Origin of the sequence: Citrobacter sp. Igbk 16 (assembly GCF_028069755.1) — a bacterium.
Classification (GTDB): domain Bacteria; phylum Pseudomonadota; class Gammaproteobacteria; order Enterobacterales; family Enterobacteriaceae; genus Citrobacter.
The window spans coordinates 1-15,721 of the sequence record NZ_JANEWJ010000047.1; the positions used below are offsets into that span (position 1 = coordinate 1).

Below are 15,721 nucleotides of genomic sequence, written 5' to 3' on the forward strand. Positions count from 1 at the left end.
TAAGAATCCGTATCTTCGAGTGCCCACACAGATTGTCTGATAAATTGTTAAAGAGCAGTTGCGACGCGCTTTAGCGCTCTGTCGCGAGGTGGCGTATATTACGCTTTCCTCTTTCAGAGTCAACCCTCATTTTCAGGTTTTTCTCTTCAACCGAACTGGCTGTTTGCGTGAAGTGATTCACATCCGCCGTGTCGATGGAGGCGCATTATAGGGATCCCATTTTTTAGCACAAGTGTTTTTTGGATCTTTTTTACCGAGTGCTTGTTTTTCACTCCTTTCGCTACATTCCTGTGCAATTTGGCTGATTTTTGATAACTAAATCACTTGCACAGACTCAATAATCCAACCAAAGTCTTCATTACCGCCCTATTTTCATTGAGGTAAACATGTCTGATGTACTGCGTCCTTATAAGGATCTTTTCCCACAGATCGGCGAGCGCGTCATGATCGATAGTAGTAGTGTTGTCATTGGCGATGCTCGTCTGGCTGATGATGTCGGGATTTGGCCACTGGTTGCGATTCGTGGCGACGTGAACTACGTACAGATTGGCGCCCGTACAAACATTCAGGATGGCAGCGTGCTGCATGTCACACATAAATCCACATCTAATCCGCAAGGTAACCCTCTGATCGTAGGCGAAGATGTGACTGTAGGTCATAAAGTCATGCTACACGGCTGCATCATTGGCAACCGCGTTTTAGTCGGTATGGGATCGATTTTGCTGGATGGCGTAGTAGTAGAAGATGACGTCATGATCGGAGCAGGAAGTCTGGTCCCGCAAAACAAGCGCCTGGAGAGCGGATATCTGTATCTGGGAAGCCCGGTTAAACAAATCCGCCCACTAACTGATGAAGAGAAAGCAGGCCTACAGTACTCTGCTAACAACTACGTGAAGTGGAAAGATGAGTATTTAGGTCAGGATAACCAGACCCAACCTTGATCATCTTCTTGCTGGGCCTGGATCAATGCTTCAGCCTCTTCTTCCAGATCCCAGCGATATTCGCGAAAAGTTTCAAGCCACTGTTCAGGCGTGCCGCCGCCAAAGCGATGCGCCAGCGTCTCTCCTTTTATGGCGCATTTTAGCTGCATACCATGAACCATCGCCGGGAAGACGACGGAATTAATATCCGCCACCCACTCTTCCCTATCAGGGAATTGAATCGCCTGATTCATGCAGAAAGTTCCTGTTGCAGTGTTTTAATCACAGGCTCAATCTCCGGCAGTACACCATGCCAGAGCAAAACAGCATGTGCCGCTTGCCCCACCAGCATTCCCAAACCATCGGCATAATGTTTTGCACCATGTGATACGCACCAGGAAAGGAACGGGGTATTTCCCTTTTGGTAGAACATGTCGTAGCAGTAGACCGAAGAGTGAATAAGCGATGCCGGAATGGCTGGAACATCGCCGCTAATGCCACTGGAAGTCGCGTTGATGATCAAATCGAAAGTGTAATTATCCAGCTCATCCATTCCCACCGCCTGAACGCTACCGGTATGGGAGAAGATCTGCGCCAATTCTTCAGCACGTGAGGCGGTACGATTAACAATAGTCACCGCGCAATCCATAGACAGGAGAGGCAGCAACACACCGCGGGACGCACCACCAGCCCCAATCAGCAAAATGCGAGACCCGGGATGAATAAAAGACAAACGTTCAAGGTCGCTAAGCAGGCCGATACCATCGGTGTTATCACCCAGTAAGCGCCCATCCTCCAGCCGTTTTAGGGTATTAACCGCTCCAGCCAACGATGCCCGCTCTGTTAGTTCATCAGCACGCGCAAACGCCTCTTCTTTAAAGGGAACGGTAACATTGGCTCCCTTCCCTCCATCCGCAAAAAAGGCATTGAGCGTATTCACAAAGTTATTGATGGGCGCCAACACCCGACCATAAGAGTGGTCAATCTTCAGCTGCTCTGCAAATTGCTGATGAATAAAAGGCGATTTGCTGTGCGCTACCGGATTACCAAAAACAGCATAGGCTTCTTTCATATTACCCCTGTCGAAACTGTTCACCCGTCAAAGCATCTCTGATTTCCGAGGGATTCAAACGCCCGCCGGTATTACCTTCAACCACTGGAAAACCGTCCCCGAACTGCGCCCGTACTTCCTCTACCGTTCTGCAGGGTGGTAGTCCACTCAGATTAGCACTGGTGGAAACTAATGGCTTGCCATAGGCCTGACACAATGCAACCACCAGCGGGTGATCCGTGACACGCACGGCGAGTGAATCAAAACGACCAGTTAGCCAACGCGGCGTAGTCACAGATGCCGGAAAAACGAAGGTGACAGGGCCTGGCCAGCGCGCGAAAACAGCTTCACGTTGAGCATCAGTAAGCATGCTGTCATCAATATACGGTTTGAGTTGATCAAAGTTTGCCGCAATCAAAATCAAACCTTTATCTATTGGACGTTGTTTGAGTTCCAACAGACGCGTTACCGCCGTTTCACTGTCAGGATCACACCCGACACCAAAAACGGCTTCTGTTGGATAAGCGATGACATTTTCTTGTTGCAGAACCTCTATCGCGGCAGCGATGGGGTCCGTAGGCAGGTTTTTATTCACTTTCTTCTTCCGCCGGGATCGGCTTTCCACATTGTTTACTGGCACAGAAATGCTTCACACCCTGCGCGGTTTTCTTTTCGATGAGTAGCGGATAGTGGCACTCTGGACACTCTCCGGCTAACGGTTTGAAGTTGATGACAAACTGACACTCCGGATAGCGATCGCAGGAGTAAAAGGTTTTGCCATAACGTGAACGCCGCTGAACCAAATGGCCCGTCTGGCATTGGGGGCATACTATTGCTGTTTCATCAGGCTTATCGATAAGCTCAGTGTGATCGCAGGCAGGGTAATCACTGCACCCAATAAACATACCGAATCGTCCCTGCCTCAGCACCAGTTCAGCGCCACATGCTGGGCAGAATTTACCCTCCAGAACTTTGACTATATGTCCGTCCGCAGATGATTTCAGCGGACGGACATAATCGCATTCTGGATAGTGTGAGCAACCGAGAAACGGGCCGTGTTTCCCGGAACGTATAACCAGTTCAGCCCCACATTGTGGACAGGGCTCGTTTTTACGCACCGTAAACAGTGCTGATTTAGCCATAACAACTCATACTGAATGAAGATTGATTAATGCAGCATACCTTCATTCACTTCAAAGAGTAATTCTTCCATTTGCTGATAGGCATTTTCGCAGCCTGGAATGTTGAACAGGACCATCAGGATCACCCACTTCAGGTCTTCCAGATCAAACTCAGCCGTATCCAGCGCAAGTACGCGCTCTATCACCATTTCTCGCGTTTCGAGGTTTAGCACCTGAATCTGCTCCAGGAATAGCAGGAACCCCCGACAGCTCGCATCCAGCCGATCGCACTCTTCTGCAGTATAAATACGTACAGAAAGGGGATCTGATGCAAGCTGCATAGGTTCGGCAAGGCCGTCCTGATAATCAGCAAGCTTTTCCAGCCACAGTAACGCGTTGTAGATGTCTTCACGATCAAAACCAGCGTCGGTAAGATCCCGTTCCAGTTTGTCCTGATCCACACGCAGCTCAGCTTCGTTATGGATATATGTCTCAAACAAATACATTAGTACGTCGAACATGGCTTGCCCTCCTCAATCGGACATAGCCGCCGGGTACAGCTGCGATCCATCCTGCTAACTCCAGTTCGAGCAGTTGAGCCACTACCTCTGGCACAGGTTGGCCGGCACGTTCAGCGACGACGTCAACAGGTGTTACCTCATCTCCTACGTTAGCCAGGAGCTCTGAAAATGGCAATGCCACCTCTTCGTGATCCGGCGAATAAATTGATTTTTCAGGCTCATCTGGCAACCATTGCAGCCCATATTGCAAACTTTCCAATATTTCCTCTGGTGACGTCACAAGCATGGCTCCCTGCTGAATGAGCCAATGGGGACCTTCACTTCCCGGGCTCCCGATCGGCCCAGGCAAAGCAAAAACCTCCCGTCCTTGTTCCAGTGCACAGCGTGCTGTGACTAATGAGCCGCTACGCTGTGCCGCCTCAACAACCAGTACTCCCTTACTTAGACCACTAATAATACGATTTCGTCGGGGAAAATTACGCGGTAAAGGGAGCATATCCAAAGGGAATTCAGACACCAGCGCGCCTCCGGCCTCTATCAAATTTTCAGCAAGTCGAACATGTCGCCGCGGATATATGGTTTCCAGGCCATTTCCCAGTACCGCAATACTGGCCCCGTGTGTGTTTATCGCTGCTGTATGCGCCACACCGTCAATCCCTTTAGCCAGTCCGCTAGTGATCGTCACACCACATGCTGCAAGCTTCTCACAGAACAACCGCGCCCATCGTTCGCCATACCAGGAGTGCTGCCGACTGCCGACAACAGCAACTTGAAATGCGTGAAGACACTCAGGGCGACCAGCAATGAAAAGTACGCCTGGGTAATCCTCAATAGCACGCAGCTGCGGCGGAAAATACTTGCTGTCGGCAAAAACCAGATGATGATGGGATAACTCAAGCCAACGCAGCGTTTTTTCCAGTGACTGCTCAGAAAAGGCCTGAAAACGTTCGACCTGACGAGGAGTGAGCCCTGCATGCCGAAGTATCGTATTGTTAATACCCGGTTGAGCAATAAGCCAGTGAGCAGTGCGCACCATCTCATCACCATACAGTTCATTCACTTGTGCTAAACGTAACCAAATCTCAATATGGGTCATCCCTGTTCCCCTGCCACAAGCAGTCCTGGCAATCTTTGCGATTGGTCACTGATGCTGTCAATCAGAGTGGGTTTTGTCTAGAATAGAGGTAATAATCTTTCCAATTCCTGAACACAACTCTGGATAACTATGTCAGTTTTGCAAGTGTTACATATTCCGGACGAGCGTCTTCGCAAAGTCGCAAAGCCAGTTGAAGAAGTGAATGCAGAAATTCAGCGTATCGTTGATGATATGTTCGAAACGATGTACGCCGAAGAAGGTATCGGTCTGGCCGCAACACAGGTCGATATCCATCAGCGCATCATTGTTATTGATGTCTCTGAAAACCGTGACGAGCGTCTGGTACTCATTAACCCAGAGCTACTGGAGAAAGACGGCGAAACCGGCATTGAAGAAGGCTGCCTATCTATTCCTGAACAACGTGCATTAGTACCGCGCGCTGAAAAAGTAAAAATTCGTGCGCTCGATCGCGACGGCAAGCCTTTTGAACTGGAGGCCGATGGCCTGTTGGCTATCTGCATCCAACATGAAATGGATCACCTGGTCGGTAAACTGTTTATCGATTATCTGTCTCCGTTGAAGCAACAACGTATTCGTCAGAAAGTTGAAAAACTCGACCGCCTGAACGCCCGAGCTTAAGGACAAGAATCAACGTGTCAGACTCACTACGTATTATTTTTGCGGGTACACCTGACTTTGCAGCGCGTCATCTTGACGCGCTGTTGTCTTCTGGACATAACGTCGTTGGCGTGTTTACCCAGCCGGATCGTCCTGCGGGACGTGGTAAAAAGCTAATGCCCAGCCCGGTGAAAGTGCTGGCGGAAGAAAAAGGGATACCCGTTTTCCAGCCTGTATCTCTTCGTCCCCAGGAAAACCAACAACTGGTTTCTGACCTGCACGCAGATGTAATGGTGGTGGTAGCCTATGGCCTGATTCTGCCAAAAGCCGTACTGGACATGCCGCGTCTGGGTTGTATCAACGTTCACGGTTCTCTGCTTCCACGCTGGCGTGGAGCCGCGCCGATCCAGCGTTCATTGTGGGCAGGCGACACCGAAACCGGTGTAACCATCATGCAGATGGATGTCGGTCTGGACACAGGCGATATGCTGCATAAGCTGTCCTGCCCAATTACGGCAGAAGATACTAGCGGTTCGTTATACGACAAGCTGGCAGATTTAGGGCCTCAGGGGCTGATTGAAACGCTAAAACAGCTTGCTGCTGGCACAATAAAACCAGTTGTTCAGGATGAATCTCTGGTTACGCATGCTGAAAAACTCAGCAAAGAAGAGGCCCGTATCGACTGGTCGCTTTCGGCCGCTCAACTGGAACGCTGTATCCGCGCCTTTAACCCGTGGCCAATGAGCTGGCTTGAAATAGAAGGTCAGCCAGTAAAAGTCTGGAAAGCTTCTGTTATTGCTGCGAACACACAGGCTGCACCAGGCACCATCCTCGAGGCGACAAAGCAGGGCATCCAGGTCGCAACAGGCGACGGTATCCTGAATCTCATCGCTTTACAGCCTGCCGGCAAGAAAGCGATGAGCGCACAGGATCTGCTCAATTCACGTCGGGAGTGGTTTGTGCCCGGAAATCGTCTGATCTGACGGTTCATCTCTTTTAAAGCCCGGAACCTCCGGGCATTTTTATTTTTGCGCTTATGAAAAAACATCTTAATTTACGCAGTATGGCGGCCCAGGCCGTCGAACAGGTTGTTGAAAAGGGCCAATCGTTGAGTAACGTGCTGCCCGCCATGCAGCAAAAAGTAGCCGATAAAGATAAGGCGCTGTTGCAGGAGCTTTGCTTCGGTGTTTTACGTACGCTCTCCCAGCTGGAGTGGATGATTCAACAGTTGATGGAACGCCCGATGACGGGCAAACAGCGCACTGTCCACTATCTGATTATGGTTGGCTTCTACCAGCTTTTGCATACTCGTATTCCGCCACATGCTGCGCTTGCTGAAACCGTCGAAGGTGCAGTCGTTATCAAGCGACCTCAGCTGAAAGGGCTAATTAACGGCGTATTACGCCAGTTTCAGCGCCGTCAGGAAGAGTTGCTCACCGAATTTGCGCAAAGCGAACTGCGTTTTTTACACCCTTCATGGCTGGTTAAGCGTATCAAAAATGCCTATCCACAACAGTGGGAGACGATTCTTGCAGCCAATAACCAGCGACCACCGATGTGGCTACGTGTCAATCGTAACCACCATACACGCGACGCTTGGCTGGATCTGCTTACCGAAGCGGGATTAACCGGCTTCCCGCATCCGGACTACCCGGATGCGGTACGTCTGGAAACGCCAACTCCTGTGCACGCCCTACCAGGTTTTGACGAAGGCTGGGTGACCGTCCAGGATGCTTCAGCTCAAGGATGCGTGACCTATCTGTTACCGAAGGACGGTGAACAGATCCTCGACTTGTGCTGTGCGCCGGGCGGTAAAACCACTCACATTCTGGAAGTTGCCCCGCAAGCTAATGTGATGGCTGTCGATGTCGATGAAAAACGTCTGTCGCGTGTCTATGACAACCTGAAACGCCTTGGCATGAAGGCAACCGTTAAACAGGGCGATGGCCGTTACCCCGAACAGTGGTGCGGCGAACAAAAGTTTGATCGCATTTTGTTAGATGCACCGTGCTCTGCCACTGGGGTCATTCGTCGCCATCCCGATATAAAGTGGCTGCGTCGCGATCGGGATATTGCTGAACTCGCCCAATTGCAGGCAGAAATACTTAATGCGACCTGGGCACATCTGAAACCGGGTGGCACGCTGGTTTATGCAACCTGTTCTATTTTGCCTGAAGAGAACCAACAGCAAATCTCTGCCTTCCTGGCACGAACGCCTGATGCTCTATTAAGTGAAACGGGTACGCCGGAACAGCCAGGGCGCCAGAATTTACCGGGTGCAGAAGAAGGTGACGGTTTCTTTTACGCTAAGCTAATCAAGAAGTGATGAGATAACGGGTCGCAACTGATGAAAATTATCATTCTGGGCGCAGGGCAAGTTGGCGGTACGTTGGCTGAGAACCTGGTCGGAGAGAACAACGATATCACGGTAGTCGATACCAATGGTGAGCGTCTGCGCAGCCTGCAGGACAAGTTTGATCTCCGCGTTGTGCAAGGCCATGGTTCTCATCCCCGTGTACTGCGTGAGGCCGGAGCTGACGACGCCGATATGCTGGTTGCAGTAACCAGCTCAGATGAAACCAATATGGTTGCCTGCCAGGTAGCATACTCACTCTTTAATACCCCCAATCGTATCGCCCGAATTCGCTCGCCGGATTATGTCCGCGATGCAGATAAACTGTTCCAGTCTGATGCAGTGCCTATCGATCATCTGATTGCACCAGAGCAGCTGGTTATCGATAGCATTTACCGACTGATTGAATACCCGGGTGCGTTACAGGTAGTAAATTTTGCCGAAGGTAAAGTCAGTCTGGCGGTGGTCAAAGCCTATTACGGCGGGCCATTGATTGGCAATGCACTGTCGACAATGCGCGAGCATATGCCACACATCGATACCCGCGTCGCGGCGATATTCCGTCATGACAGGCCAATTCGTCCGCAGGGTTCCACCATTGTTGAAGCGGGTGATGAAGTATTCTTTATTGCAGCTTCACAGCATATTCGTGCCGTAATGAGTGAACTTCAGCGTCTGGAAAAACCCTACAAGCGTATTATGTTAGTGGGTGGCGGTAATATCGGTGCTGGTCTGGCCCGACGTCTGGAAAAAGATTACAGCGTCAAACTGATCGAACGCAATCAGCAACGGGCATCCGAGCTTGCAGAGAAATTGCAAAATACGATCGTCTTTTTCGGCGATGCCTCGGATCAAGAGCTGCTGGCTGAAGAACATATTGATCAAGTTGATCTATTTATTGCGGTAACCAACGACGATGAAGCTAACATTATGTCGGCCATGCTCGCCAAACGCATGGGCGCAAAGAAAGTCATGGTGCTGATCCAGCGTAGGGCGTATGTTGATCTGGTCCAGGGTAGCGTGATTGATATTGCAATTTCACCGCAACAGGCCACCATATCTGCGCTACTGAGCCATGTGCGCAAAGCTGATATTGTCGGCGTTTCTTCGCTGCGACGCGGTGTTGCGGAAGCGATTGAAGCTGTCGCGCACGGGGATGAAACGACATCACGAGTTGTCGGTCGCGCAATAGACGAAATTAAACTTCCACCTGGTACCATTATTGGTGCCGTAGTGCGAGGTAACGACGTGATGATAGCCAATGACAACCTGCGTATTGAGCAGGGTGATCACGTTATCATGTTCCTGACAGACAAAAAATTTATTACTGACGTCGAACGACTATTCCAGCCAAGTCCCTTTTTCCTGTAAATATTTGGGCGCTTATATAGCGCCCATTTTATTTCCCTTTATTTTTCATGGTCTAATAAATTTTCCTTTCAGCAATACATAAATGGAAAATGTCTTAACATTTGTTAAACTTATAAACGTCAGCTGCATAGGGAGAATAAAATGAGCATTATTAAAGAGTTTCGCGAATTCGCGATGCGCGGGAATGTTGTCGATTTGGCAGTGGGTGTCATTATTGGTGCGGCATTCGGTAAGATTGTTTCATCGCTGGTTGCCGATATCATCATGCCGCCACTGGGGTTGTTAATTGGTGGGATCGATTTTAAACAGTTTGCTTTGACATTACGCGATGCGCAGGGAGACATCCCGGCTGTCGTTATGCATTACGGTGTATTTATTCAGAACGTCTTTGATTTCATTATTGTGGCGTTTGCTATCTTTATGGCAATCAAACTGATCAACAAACTGAATCGTAAAAAAGAGGAAGAACCTGCAGCACCGCCGGCTCCTTCTAAAGAGGAAGTATTGTTAAGTGAAATTCGTGACCTGCTGAAAGAACAGAATAACCGCTCTTAAACACTCACTAAAACAAGAAGGCCAGTGGTAAAAAAGTGATTCACTTTCTTGCCACTGGCCTCCCAGTTACCCCGATTGCCATGTTTACCTTTACGCAGATAACTACCTTTCCCTTTTTTATTCTTCTCAACACGCTGCCTGAAAAGTGGATCATGCAGTAGCGCCTCAATGGCGTTGTCCTTTATCTGCCCTTTGGTGTGCTGATAACGACTCATAATATCTCCAGTTTGTGGTAACAATTTACGCCGCGAGTCTAGACCCGCCCGTTCAATAAATCAACAACCTGTTGCCGTGCCACTGGCACCTTGTTCAAGTGCCTCCAGAATAGAACAATAGACGCTGCTGTGTGCCTTTCCGCAGCATGCATCATTCAATCTCTGCAATGATCGTTGCATCGTTTGAAGTTCGGCTATACGGGCTTCGACTTCCTGCAATCTATCCTGAACGATCCCTTTTGATTCCTGACAGGTATGGTGTTCCGGATCGACACGGATCGAAAGTAATTCACGAATAGACTCCAACGTAAAACCTAGCTGTCGCGCGTAACGAATAAACTTCAGCCGTTGCAGATCACTTTCTGTATAGAGTCGAAATCCGCCTTCAGTACGTACTTCATGCTCCATCATCTGCTGCTTTTCATAGTAGCGGATAGTATCGGGCGTCACGTCGGCCAGTTTTGCTAATTCACCAATCCGGTACATACTTCCTCCGCTATTCATCATTAATTTTATGCAATAGTTTATCCGCGTATTCACCACGTAGAAACTCGGTGCTAAGTCCGGCCTGACGAAGTTTGAGTTCAAGTAGCGACAGACGTCGACTCACATCCTGATAACGAGGATCGTCCTGGCGAATACCTGCAAGTATATCAAGCAACTGTATCGCCTCTCTGCGTTGTTCGAGCTCAGGAGGAAGACACCCAGAGTTTTTTAATAAACGGTACCCGGCCCGAAGCTCCGGCGGGACATGAGAATCATCGTCAAGAGTCAATGGCTCACCTGTACCCGGTAAATCATCAAACTCGCCTTTAGATTGTGCGTCAATGATATGACGCTCTGCCCACTGGTCCAGTAACCACATACGACACCCCAGGGGATGAACAAAAAGAATACAGATATTGTAGATAAGTGGGGATCTTGCGGATATAAAAAAACCCGCCGAGGCGGGTTTTTTTACGTTACTACAGATTACTCTGCAGCAGCTTCTGCTTTCGATTCAGAGCGATCAACCAGCTCGATGTATGCCATCGGCGCGTTGTCACCTGCACGGAAGCCACACTTCAGAATGCGAGTGTAACCACCGGCGCGGCTCGCGAAACGCGGGCCCAGCTCGTTAAACAGTTTTGCCACGATCTCGTTATCACGAGTGCGGGCGAATGCCAGACGACGATTAGCTACGCTATCAGTCTTGGCAAGAGTAATCAGCGGCTCAACTACGCGACGCAGCTCTTTCGCTTTCGGCAGAGTCGTCTTGATGATTTCATGACGAACCAGTGAACCTGCCATATTGCGGAACATAGCCTGGCGATGGCTGCTGTTGCGGTTCAGTTGACGACCACTCTTACGATGGCGCATGACCTTATCCTTCTCAGTAAAACCTTAACCTGTGATCCGGTTACTCGTCAGCGATGCTTGCCGGTGGCCAGTTTTCCAGGCGCATGCCCAGAGACAGTCCACGGGAAGCCAGCACGTCTTTAATCTCGGTAAGAGATTTTTTACCAAGGTTAGGCGTCTTAAGAAGCTCAACCTCAGTACGCTGTACCAGATCACCGATATAGTGGATAGCTTCTGCTTTGAGGCAGTTAGCAGAGCGGACAGTCAATTCCAGATCGTCAACAGGGCGCAGCAGGATCGGATCGAATTCTGGTTTCTCTTCTTTAACTTCCGGCTGACGTACATCACGTAAATCAACGAAAGCTTCCAGTTGTTCAGCCAGAATGGTTGCCGCACGACGAATCGCCTCTTCAGGATCGATTGTGCCGTTGGTTTCCATTTCGATGACCAGCTTGTCCAGGTCGGTACGCTGTTCTACACGCGCTGCTTCAACATTGTAGGCAATACGCTCTACAGGGCTGTAGCATGCGTCGACCAGCAGACGGCCGATTGGGCGCTCATCTTCTTCCGAATGAATTCGGGTAGAAGCCGGCACATAACCACGACCGCGCTGAACTTTGATACGCATGCTAATAGATGCATTCTCATCGGTCAGGTGGCAGATCACGTGCTGTGGCTTGACGATTTCGACATCCCCATCATGGGTAATGTCGGCTGCAGTCACAGGGCCAATGCCAGATTTATTCAAGGTAAGAATAACGTCATCTTTACCCTGAACTCTCACCGCCAGCCCTTTCAGGTTGAGCAGGATTTCCAGGATATCTTCCTGAACGCCTTCTTTGGTGCTGTACTCATGTAGTACACCATCAATCTCAACCTCGGTCACCGCGCAACCCGGCATCGATGAGAGCAGAATACGGCGCAGTGCGTTACCCAAAGTATGGCCAAAGCCACGCTCTAAAGGCTCAAGGGTCACCTTGGCGTGCGTCGAACTCACTTGCTCGATATCTACCAGGCGCGGTTTTAGAAACTCTGTCACAGAACCCTGCATTGTGTCCTCTCTTTGGTACTAAGCTTTACTTGGAGTAAAGCTCGACGATCAGGTGTTCGTTAATGTCCGCAGACAGATCAGAACGCTCCGGCTTACGCTTGAACGTACCTTCCATCTTGCCAGCATCAACTTCCAGCCAGGTTGGCTTTTCACGCTGCTCAGCCAGCTCCAGAGCGGCTTTCACGCGAGACTGCTTCTTCGCTTTCTCACGAATGCTAACAACGTCATTCGGACTAACCTGATAAGAAGCGATGTTAACAACACGACCGTTTACCATAATTGCTTTATGGCTGACCAGCTGACGTGCTTCTGCACGAGTGGCACCGAAGCCCATACGGTATACAACGTTGTCCAGACGACCTTCCAGCAGACCCAACAGGTTTTCACCGGTGTTGCCTTTCAGACGCGCTGCTTCTTTGTAGTAGTTACGGAACTGACGCTCCAGCACACCGTAGATACGGCGAACTTTTTGCTTTTCACGCAACTGCACACCATAGTCAGACAGACGCGGTTTACGCGCACCGTGCTGGCCAGGAGCTTGTTCAATTTTACACTTGGTATCGATCGCGCGAACGCCAGACTTAAGGAATAAGTCAGTGCCCTCACGACGGCTCAGCTTGAGCTTAGGACCCAAATATCTTGCCATTTTCTTTCTCCAACAATCCTAGAAACGACAGCGTTATACGCGACGTTTTTTCGGCGGACGACAACCGTTATGAGGGATCGGAGTCACATCAGTAATATTAGTGATGCGGAAACCAGCGGCGTTCAGAGCACGAACAGTAGATTCGCGACCTGGACCCGGTCCTTTGACCATAACTTCCAGATTCTTGATACCGTATTCTTTTACGGCGTCAGCGCAACGCTCTGCTGCAACCTGAGCTGCAAACGGAGTGGATTTGCGAGAACCACGGAAACCGGAACCACCGGCTGTTGCCCAACCCAGTGCGTTACCCTGACGATCAGTAATGGTAACGATGGTGTTGTTAAAAGAAGCATGGATATGAGCCACGCCGTCAGAGACTTGTTTTCTTACACGTTTACGTGCACGAATTGGTGCCTTTGCCATTATTCAATCACCCCGATTATTTCTTGATCGGTTTGCGCGGACCCTTACGGGTACGTGCGTTGGTCTTGGTACGCTGACCGCGAACCGGGAGACCACGACGATGACGCAAACCGCGATAGCAACCAAGGTCCATAAGGCGCTTGATGCTCATGCTAACTTCACGGCGCAGATCACCTTCAACGACAAATTTGGCAACTTCGTCACGCAGCGTGTCGATTTGTTCTTCAGACAGCTCACTGATCTTAACATCTTCAGCGATACCCGCTGCAGCCAGAATGGCTTTAGAACGGGTCTTGCCGACGCCGTAGATCGAAGTTAATGCGATCACAGCATGTTTCTGATCAGGAATGTTAATGCCTGCTATACGGGCCACTATGCACTCCTACTATTTAATATGTACGCACCATGCTGAAAAGCCCGTTTTCAGGATACTCAAATGGAAACGCACAGACATACAAAAGATTGGCTGGCTAATCTAGCCAGCTCAACCCAACTTTGCAAGAAAAATATGCGAATAAATCAGCCTTGGCGCTGTTTATGCTTCGGCTCGGCACTGCAAATCACACGGATGACACCATCACGCTTAACGATTTTGCAGTTACGGCATAATTTCTTGACGGAAGCACGAACTTTCATTTTTACTCTCCGTAACTTCTCGGGCGACTGTTAACGGCCGTAGCCTTTCAGATTCGCCTTCTTCAATGCAGACTCGTACTGACTAGACATCATCAGAGTTTGCACTTGAGCCATAAAGTCCATAATCACGACAACAACGATAAGCAGTGAGGTCCCACCGAAGTAGAACGGTACTTTCATTGCATCACGCATGAACTCCGGGATCAGGCAGATAAAGGTAATGTAGAGCGCACCAACCAAAGTCAGGCGGGTCATTACTTTATCGATATACTTCGCCGTTTGCTCTCCCGGACGAATTCCTGGTACAAATGCACCGGACTTCTTCAGGTTATCTGCTGTTTCACGCGGGTTGAAAACCAACGCCGTGTAGAAGAAACAGAAGAAGATGATTGCAGACGCATAGAGTAACACATAAAGCGGTTGCCCAGGCTGCAAATACAGCGAAATTGTTGTCAGCCAGTTCCAACCAGTCCCGCCCCCGAACCATGACGCGATGGTTGCTGGGAACAGAATAATACTGGAAGCGAAGATTGCCGGGATTACCCCCGCCATATTCACTTTCAGCGGTAAATGTGTGCTCTGTGCAGCATAGACACGACGACCTTGCTGACGTTTCGCGTAGTTTACCACAATACGGCGTTGACCACGCTCAACAAATACAACAAAGAACGTCACTGCAAATACTAATACTGCAACCAACAGCAACACGAGGAAGTGCAGGTCGCCTTGACGCGCTTGCTCGATAGTATGGGCAATGGCTGGCGGGAGTCCCGCGACAATACCGGCGAAGATAATGATTGAGATACCGTTGCCGATACCACGTTCAGTAATCTGTTCACCCAACCACATCAGGAACATAGTCCCTGTAACCAGACTTACAACAGCGGTGAAATAGAATGCAAAGCCTGGATTCATTACCAGGCCCTGCATACCAGGCATATTCGGGAGACCGGTAGCAATACCGATCGACTGGAATATTGCCAGCACCAGAGTACCGTAGCGGGTGTACTGGCTGATCTTACGACGACCAGACTCCCCTTCTTTCTTAATTTCTGCCAGCGTTGGATGAACCACCGTCAGCAGCTGGATAATGATCGACGCCGAAATATACGGCATGATCCCCAGAGCAAAGATAGAAGCACGGCTGAGAGCACCACCAGAGAACATGTTAAACATTTCAATGATGGTGCCTCGCTGTTGCTCAAGCAGTTTGGCAAGTACAGCGGCATCAATACCAGGGATCGGAATGAAAGAGCCAATACGGAACACAATCAGCGCGCCGATTACAAACAGCAGTCTGCGTTTCAGCTCGCCTAAGCCACCTTTGGCACTTTGAAAATCTAATCCCGGTTGTTTAGCCATCTGCTACTTATTCCTCGATTTTACCGCCAGCAGCTTCGATAGCAGCACGAGCGCCTTTAGTAACACGCAGGCCACGAACAGTTACCGGAGTCGTTACTTCACCAGCCAGGATCACTTTCGCGAACTCGATCTGGATACCGATAATGTTAGCCGCTTTCAGCGTGTTCAGGTCTACAACACCGCCTTCAACTTTAGCCAGGTCAGACAGACGAACTTCGGCTGTAATCGCTGCTTTACGTGAAGTGAAGCCGAATTTCGGCAGACGACGGTACAGAGGCATCTGACCACCCTCGAAACCGCGACGTACGCCACCGCCAGAACGAGACTTCTGACCTTTGTGACCACGACCACCGGTTTTACCGAGGCCAGAACCGATACCACGACCCAGGCGTTTACCCGCCTTTTTGGAGCCTTCGGCCGGAGACAGAGTATTTAAACGCATCT

At 49.8% G+C, this 15,721-nt stretch carries 23 protein-coding genes; 6 read left to right on the plus strand and 17 right to left on the minus strand.

Annotated features, from left to right (window positions below; genetic code table 11):
* Positions 1-386: 386 nt before the first annotated feature.
* Positions 387-941, plus strand: coding sequence for a gamma carbonic anhydrase family protein (locus NNO03_RS21205; protein WP_271450459.1), 555 nt, complete (start codon positions 387-389; stop codon positions 939-941).
* Here NNO03_RS21205 and NNO03_RS21210 read toward each other — a convergent pair.
* The 6 genes from NNO03_RS21210 to dprA are packed head-to-tail and all read right to left on the minus strand — an operon-like array spanning position 917 to position 4,709.
* A complete protein-coding gene (locus NNO03_RS21210) occupies positions 917-1,174 on the minus strand; it encodes a DUF1488 domain-containing protein (RefSeq protein ID WP_271450460.1) in 258 nt (85 codons plus the stop codon). The genes NNO03_RS21205 and NNO03_RS21210 overlap by 25 nt on opposite strands.
* Entirely contained in the window at positions 1,171-1,992 is an 822-nt protein-coding gene (aroE, locus tag NNO03_RS21215) for a shikimate dehydrogenase (protein ID WP_271450461.1), read from the minus strand. The genes NNO03_RS21210 and aroE overlap by 4 nt, the downstream gene beginning before the upstream one ends.
* Before the next feature lies 1 nt (position 1,993).
* On the minus strand, positions 1,994-2,566 hold the full coding sequence (gene tsaC / locus NNO03_RS21220; RefSeq protein ID WP_271450462.1) for an L-threonylcarbamoyladenylate synthase type 1 TsaC: 573 nt from the start codon (positions 2,564-2,566) through the stop codon (positions 1,994-1,996).
* Entirely contained in the window at positions 2,559-3,113 is a 555-nt protein-coding gene (locus NNO03_RS21225; protein WP_271450463.1) for a type I DNA topoisomerase, read from the minus strand. Before NNO03_RS21225 ends, tsaC begins: the two co-directional genes overlap by 8 nt.
* Positions 3,114-3,139: 26 nt before the next feature.
* Positions 3,140-3,613 carry a DUF494 family protein Smg gene (gene smg / locus NNO03_RS21230; RefSeq protein WP_005134083.1) on the minus strand — a complete coding sequence of 158 codons (474 nt, stop codon included), beginning with the start codon at positions 3,611-3,613 and terminating at the stop codon, positions 3,140-3,142.
* Positions 3,585-4,709: a DNA-protecting protein DprA gene (gene dprA, locus NNO03_RS21235; protein WP_271450464.1), complete on the minus strand. Its 1,125-nt coding sequence runs from the start codon at positions 4,707-4,709 to the stop codon at positions 3,585-3,587. Before dprA ends, smg begins: the two co-directional genes overlap by 29 nt.
* A gap of 129 nt (positions 4,710-4,838) precedes the next feature.
* Here dprA and def point away from each other — a divergent pair, with 129 nt between their 5' ends.
* The 5 genes from def to mscL all read left to right on the plus strand — a co-directional run bounded on the left by def (position 4,839) and on the right by mscL (position 9,606).
* Complete coding sequence (def, locus tag NNO03_RS21240; RefSeq protein ID WP_040232019.1) at positions 4,839-5,348, plus strand: peptide deformylase; 510 nt, start codon at positions 4,839-4,841, stop codon at positions 5,346-5,348.
* 14 nt (positions 5,349-5,362) lie between these two features.
* Positions 5,363-6,310, plus strand: coding sequence for a methionyl-tRNA formyltransferase (gene fmt / locus NNO03_RS21245; protein WP_271442363.1), 948 nt, complete (start codon positions 5,363-5,365; stop codon positions 6,308-6,310).
* 53 nt (positions 6,311-6,363) lie between these two features.
* Positions 6,364-7,653, plus strand: a complete 1,290-nt coding sequence (rsmB, locus tag NNO03_RS21250; RefSeq protein ID WP_271450465.1) for a 16S rRNA (cytosine(967)-C(5))-methyltransferase RsmB — start codon at positions 6,364-6,366, stop codon at positions 7,651-7,653.
* A 21-nt stretch (positions 7,654-7,674) separates the two neighbouring features.
* Positions 7,675-9,051 (plus strand): Trk system potassium transporter TrkA, encoded by a 1,377-nt coding sequence (trkA, locus tag NNO03_RS21255; RefSeq protein ID WP_115601380.1) that lies wholly within the window; start codon positions 7,675-7,677, stop codon positions 9,049-9,051.
* Positions 9,052-9,192: 141 nt separating this feature from the next.
* Positions 9,193-9,606, plus strand: a complete 414-nt coding sequence (mscL, locus tag NNO03_RS21260) for a large-conductance mechanosensitive channel protein MscL (protein ID WP_137383643.1) — start codon at positions 9,193-9,195, stop codon at positions 9,604-9,606.
* On the opposite strand, the gene arfA is transcribed toward mscL, so the two are convergent.
* The 11 genes from arfA to rplO all read right to left on the minus strand — a co-directional run bounded on the left by arfA (position 9,603) and on the right by rplO (position 15,719).
* Positions 9,603-9,821, minus strand: coding sequence for an alternative ribosome-rescue factor ArfA (gene arfA / locus NNO03_RS21265; RefSeq protein ID WP_271442361.1), 219 nt, complete (start codon positions 9,819-9,821; stop codon positions 9,603-9,605). The genes mscL and arfA overlap by 4 nt on opposite strands.
* A gap of 60 nt (positions 9,822-9,881) precedes the next feature.
* A complete protein-coding gene (zntR, locus tag NNO03_RS21270) occupies positions 9,882-10,307 on the minus strand; it encodes a Zn(2+)-responsive transcriptional regulator (protein ID WP_271450466.1) in 426 nt (141 codons plus the stop codon).
* Positions 10,308-10,317: 10 nt separating this feature from the next.
* Positions 10,318-10,686: a DUF1992 domain-containing protein gene (locus tag NNO03_RS21275; RefSeq protein ID WP_271450467.1), complete on the minus strand. Its 369-nt coding sequence runs from the start codon at positions 10,684-10,686 to the stop codon at positions 10,318-10,320.
* A gap of 107 nt (positions 10,687-10,793) precedes the next feature.
* Positions 10,794-11,180, minus strand: coding sequence for a 50S ribosomal protein L17 (gene rplQ / locus NNO03_RS21280; RefSeq protein ID WP_001216372.1), 387 nt, complete (start codon positions 11,178-11,180; stop codon positions 10,794-10,796).
* Between the two features lie 40 nt (positions 11,181-11,220).
* Positions 11,221-12,210: a DNA-directed RNA polymerase subunit alpha gene (gene rpoA, locus NNO03_RS21285; RefSeq protein ID WP_003031139.1), complete on the minus strand. Its 990-nt coding sequence runs from the start codon at positions 12,208-12,210 to the stop codon at positions 11,221-11,223.
* Positions 12,211-12,235: 25 nt separating this feature from the next.
* Entirely contained in the window at positions 12,236-12,856 is a 621-nt protein-coding gene (rpsD, locus tag NNO03_RS21290; RefSeq protein WP_003031138.1) for a 30S ribosomal protein S4, read from the minus strand.
* Positions 12,857-12,889: 33 nt separating this feature from the next.
* A complete protein-coding gene (rpsK, locus tag NNO03_RS21295) occupies positions 12,890-13,279 on the minus strand; it encodes a 30S ribosomal protein S11 (RefSeq protein WP_260861814.1) in 390 nt (129 codons plus the stop codon).
* 16 nt (positions 13,280-13,295) lie between these two features.
* Positions 13,296-13,652 carry a 30S ribosomal protein S13 gene (gene rpsM, locus NNO03_RS21300; RefSeq protein WP_003031135.1) on the minus strand — a complete coding sequence of 119 codons (357 nt, stop codon included), beginning with the start codon at positions 13,650-13,652 and terminating at the stop codon, positions 13,296-13,298.
* A gap of 146 nt (positions 13,653-13,798) precedes the next feature.
* On the minus strand, positions 13,799-13,915 hold the full coding sequence (gene rpmJ / locus NNO03_RS21305) for a 50S ribosomal protein L36 (RefSeq protein WP_000868187.1): 117 nt from the start codon (positions 13,913-13,915) through the stop codon (positions 13,799-13,801).
* 30 nt (positions 13,916-13,945) lie between these two features.
* Entirely contained in the window at positions 13,946-15,277 is a 1,332-nt protein-coding gene (gene secY, locus NNO03_RS21310; protein WP_001118864.1) for a preprotein translocase subunit SecY, read from the minus strand.
* A gap of 7 nt (positions 15,278-15,284) precedes the next feature.
* On the minus strand, positions 15,285-15,719 hold the full coding sequence (rplO, locus tag NNO03_RS21315; RefSeq protein WP_001238917.1) for a 50S ribosomal protein L15: 435 nt from the start codon (positions 15,717-15,719) through the stop codon (positions 15,285-15,287).
* Positions 15,720-15,721 lie beyond the last annotated feature (2 nt).

Coding starts and splice junctions, on each gene's coding strand:
- mscL (WP_137383643.1), top strand. CDS start 9,193: ATGAGCATTATTAAAGAGTTTCGCGAATTCGCGATGCGCGGGAATGTT.
- NNO03_RS21225 (WP_271450463.1), bottom strand. CDS start 3,113: ATGGCTAAATCAGCACTGTTTACGGTGCGTAAAAACGAGCCCTGTCCA.
- trkA (WP_115601380.1), top strand. CDS start 7,675: ATGAAAATTATCATTCTGGGCGCAGGGCAAGTTGGCGGTACGTTGGCT.
- rpsD (WP_003031138.1), bottom strand. CDS start 12,856: ATGGCAAGATATTTGGGTCCTAAGCTCAAGCTGAGCCGTCGTGAGGGC.
- smg (WP_005134083.1), bottom strand. CDS start 3,613: ATGTTCGACGTACTAATGTATTTGTTTGAGACATATATCCATAACGAA.
- rplO (WP_001238917.1), bottom strand. CDS start 15,719: ATGCGTTTAAATACTCTGTCTCCGGCCGAAGGCTCCAAAAAGGCGGGT.
- rsmB (WP_271450465.1), top strand. CDS start 6,364: ATGAAAAAACATCTTAATTTACGCAGTATGGCGGCCCAGGCCGTCGAA.
- arfA (WP_271442361.1), bottom strand. CDS start 9,821: ATGAGTCGTTATCAGCACACCAAAGGGCAGATAAAGGACAACGCCATT.
- rpoA (WP_003031139.1), bottom strand. CDS start 12,210: ATGCAGGGTTCTGTGACAGAGTTTCTAAAACCGCGCCTGGTAGATATC.
- NNO03_RS21210 (WP_271450460.1), bottom strand. CDS start 1,174: ATGAATCAGGCGATTCAATTCCCTGATAGGGAAGAGTGGGTGGCGGAT.
- NNO03_RS21275 (WP_271450467.1), bottom strand. CDS start 10,686: ATGTGGTTACTGGACCAGTGGGCAGAGCGTCATATCATTGACGCACAA.
- secY (WP_001118864.1), bottom strand. CDS start 15,277: ATGGCTAAACAACCGGGATTAGATTTTCAAAGTGCCAAAGGTGGCTTA.
- def (WP_040232019.1), top strand. CDS start 4,839: ATGTCAGTTTTGCAAGTGTTACATATTCCGGACGAGCGTCTTCGCAAA.
- rpmJ (WP_000868187.1), bottom strand. CDS start 13,915: ATGAAAGTTCGTGCTTCCGTCAAGAAATTATGCCGTAACTGCAAAATC.
- rpsK (WP_260861814.1), bottom strand. CDS start 13,279: ATGGCAAAGGCACCAATTCGTGCACGTAAACGTGTAAGAAAACAAGTC.
- rplQ (WP_001216372.1), bottom strand. CDS start 11,180: ATGCGCCATCGTAAGAGTGGTCGTCAACTGAACCGCAACAGCAGCCAT.
- aroE (WP_271450461.1), bottom strand. CDS start 1,992: ATGAAAGAAGCCTATGCTGTTTTTGGTAATCCGGTAGCGCACAGCAAA.
- NNO03_RS21205 (WP_271450459.1), top strand. CDS start 387: ATGTCTGATGTACTGCGTCCTTATAAGGATCTTTTCCCACAGATCGGC.
- dprA (WP_271450464.1), bottom strand. CDS start 4,709: ATGACCCATATTGAGATTTGGTTACGTTTAGCACAAGTGAATGAACTG.
- zntR (WP_271450466.1), bottom strand. CDS start 10,307: ATGTACCGGATTGGTGAATTAGCAAAACTGGCCGACGTGACGCCCGAT.